At 72.8% G+C, this 3,056-nt stretch carries 3 protein-coding genes; all 3 read left to right on the forward strand.

Annotated features, from left to right (window positions below; genetic code table 11):
• On the forward strand, window positions 1-1,439 hold a 1,439-nt coding region (gene malQ / locus CM1CMNOD_RS06715; protein WP_131773900.1), incomplete at its 5' end, for a 4-alpha-glucanotransferase.
• A 238-nt stretch (window positions 1,440-1,677) separates the two neighbouring features.
• Complete coding sequence (locus CM1CMNOD_RS06720) at window positions 1,678-2,046, forward strand: hypothetical protein (protein ID WP_131772331.1); 369 nt, start codon at window positions 1,678-1,680, stop codon at window positions 2,044-2,046.
• The gene (locus CM1CMNOD_RS06725) at window positions 2,033-2,449 is read left to right on the forward strand and encodes a DUF5130 family protein (RefSeq protein ID WP_013872918.1); all 417 of its coding nucleotides are present in this window, start codon (window positions 2,033-2,035) and stop codon (window positions 2,447-2,449) included. The genes CM1CMNOD_RS06720 and CM1CMNOD_RS06725 overlap by 14 nt, the downstream gene beginning before the upstream one ends.
• Window positions 2,450-3,056: the final 607 nt, after the last annotated feature.

Raw genomic sequence — 3,056 nt, forward strand, 5'->3', positions numbered from 1 at the left:
GTATCCGCGGGCTGGTGGCCGTCGAACCCGCGGACAGCAGCCCGGAACATGGTGGGCTGGCGGGGGACGACCCGGGGGAGGCCGGGCCGGCCGCGGGCCGTGCCGGGCTTCTGGACCGGGACGCGGTGTGGCGGGCCAAGCTCGCCGCCCTGGAGCTGCTGTTCAGTGTCTCCGGGCCCGGAGAGGTCGCTGGACCCGGCGAGGCGGACGGACCGGAGACAGGGCACGACGGCCTCACCGACTTCGCGACCTGGTGCGCTCTTGCCGAACGGCACGGCCCGGACTGGCGGCGCTGGCCGGCGCACCTGCGCGACCCGCACAGCCCCGCCGTCGCCGCCGCCCGCGTCGAGCTGCGGGAACGGATCGCCTTCCACCGCTGGCTGCAGCATGCCTGCGACGCCGAGCTCGCCGCCGCGCAGGCAGCCGCCCGCGACGCCGGGATGACCGTCGGTATCGTGCACGACCTCGCGGTCGGCGTGGATCCGGGTGGCGCGGACGCCTGGGCGCTGCGGGACGTCTTCGCCGCCGGTGCGACCGTGGGCGCGCCCCCGGACGGGTTCAACCAGCAGGGCCAGGACTGGGCGCTGCCGCCATGGCGGCCCGACCGGCTGGCGGAGACCGGCTACGCGCCGTTCCGGCAGATGGTCGCCGCCGTGCTCCGCCGGGGTGGCGGCATCCGGGTCGACCACGTCCTCGGCCTGTTCCGGCTGTGGTGGATCCCGACCGGGAACTCCGCGGCGGCGGGTACCTACGTCCGCTATGACGCCGACGCCATGCTCGGCCTGCTCGCGCTCGAGGCGGCCCGGGCCAGGGCGCTCGTCGTCGGTGAGGATCTCGGCACGGTCGAGTCCTCGGTCGCGGCGCGGCTGGCCCGCGCCGGGGTGCTCGGCTCGACCGTCGCCTGGTTCGAACGCGACGCCGACGGTGAGCCGCTGCCGCCGCGACGCTGGCGGGAACCGGCGATGGCGAGCATCACCACCCACGACCTGCCCACCGTCGCCGGCTACCTCACCGGCGCGCACGTGCGGGTCCGGGCCCGCCGTGGCCTGCTGCGACACTCACCAGATGCCGAGCTGCGGGCATGGCGGCGGGAACGGGACGCGCTGATCGCGCTGCTGCGGGCCGAGGGCCTGCTGGCCGTGGCTCCCACCGCCGTGGACGATCTCGACCAGTCGGCGCTGCGCGAGGTTGCTTTCGCCCTGCACGGCCTGCTTGTCCGCTCGCCGGCACGGATCGTGCTCGCGGCGCCGGGCGACGCCCTGGGTGACCTGCGTCAACCGAACCTGCCCGGCACCGTGGACGCGTACCCGAACTGGCGGCTGCCGGTGACCGACGCCGACGGCCGGTCCGTCACCGTGGAGCGGCTGCGGGCCGACCCGCGGGTACACCGCCTGGCCGGGCTGCTCGCCCAGGTGCGCGAACAGGCCCGGCGGGCGTGACGGTGGCCGACGGCGACGGCGACGGCGGCTGGAGGGAGGCGACACGGCCGGCTGGAGGTGATGGTGGCCGAAGGCGCCGGCGGCCGGCGGTGGCAGCGGCCGAAGGCGACAGCAGACGATGGACTTTGCTACGTAAAGTAATGATCAGGCCGTGGTCGGGCTGGGCTGCCTGGCGGGGCGTACCGCCTGGACTCGGTTTCAGGCGACCATGGGCCAATCACCCGGTAACCTTCGCAACGTGACTCGTCGACGTCCTCGGCTGACCACCACCCGCCGCGTACTCACCGTCGTGACGCTGGCTGTTCTCGCTCTTCCCGCGATGTGCGGCGCCGCCCTGGCGCAGGACATCGGGGATCGGTACAGTCCCGATCCGCTCACGCCGTTGGAGGCCTGGGCCGTCTACGGCGGGACGATCATCGGCGGGTTCCTGGTCGCGATCGGGCTCACGCTGCTGTCGAGCCGGGGCAGCGGCCCGTCCCGCTACCGGCCGGGGCGGTCCTGGGAGCATGACGAGGTCTGGGTCGGGGATCCGCCCGCGGCCGCCGCCGAAGGTGAGCACCCGCACGTGGCCTCACCCGGCGCGGGCGGTGCCAGTGGCAGCTGGTGAGCCCTTCACCTGGGAGCAGCGCGACCGGCTCGAACGGGCGCGGGCGGTAGCGCAGGCCCGCACCGGCATCCGGTTCGCCGTCCGGGTGGGCGCCGTCGACGACGACCCGGCGCTGTTCGCCGAACGGCTGCTGGCCAACCTGGTGGGACGCCCGAGCGATCCGGCTGTCGCCATCCTGGTCTCTCCCGGCCAGCGGTTCGTCCACATCGGGACGACGCGGGGGGCCAGACAGCGCGTCACCGACCAGGCCGCCGGGCTTGCCGTCCTGACGATGACCTCCAGTTTCGCCCTCGGCGACATCGTCAACGGGATCGTCAACGGCCTGCGCCAGTTGGCCGACGCCGCCGGCCCCGACCCGTCCGCCTCCCACGGCGGGCCGACCAGGGTGTTGGTCTCGCTCTGAGGCGGTTTGTCGGGCAGCGGCTTGTGGGGCAGCGGCTGTTGGACAACAGCTTGTCGGACACAGCTTGTCGGATGTCGTGCACCGCCCGAATCGCGATCGTGTCGTGGTAGGCGCGATCGCGATGTTGTATGCCAGGCCCGCTCCGGGGCCGTAGGCCGGCGCCATGCCCGGTCGGGCTGCCTGGCCAACATGTCCCGGTTGACGTCACCAGTTTTCCCGTGGACAGGGCGGGCGTCGTTGTTCAGCGGCCTCCCGAACAGCCGAAGAACACGCGATTTTTTCCGTGCGCGGTGGACGGCCGTGTTCGTCCGGGTCCCGCGGATTTCGCGATCCCTGTTCGTTCTTCCTGATACCGCGTCAGCCGGTGTCTGCTCTGGCCGTCGCGTCCAGGTGGTCCTGGCAAGGCGTCGGGAACCGTCGTGTAGCGGCGCTACACGAGGATTCTGGCAACGCCGCCAGGGGCCCCGCCCGGGCGTGGCGGACAGGGTGAACATTGGCTGACCGCAAACTACTAGACTGTCGCTGCTTAGTTCTGGTGTGTCTTGTGTCTGGGTGAGAGGGTTGGGTCTGGCAGGTCTCCCCGTCCCTCTGCCGGTCAGGACTGTGT

It is taken from the genome of Protofrankia symbiont of Coriaria myrtifolia, from assembly GCF_900634755.1.
GTDB classification, from domain to species: domain Bacteria; phylum Actinomycetota; class Actinomycetes; order Frankiales; family Frankiaceae; genus Protofrankia; species Protofrankia coriariae.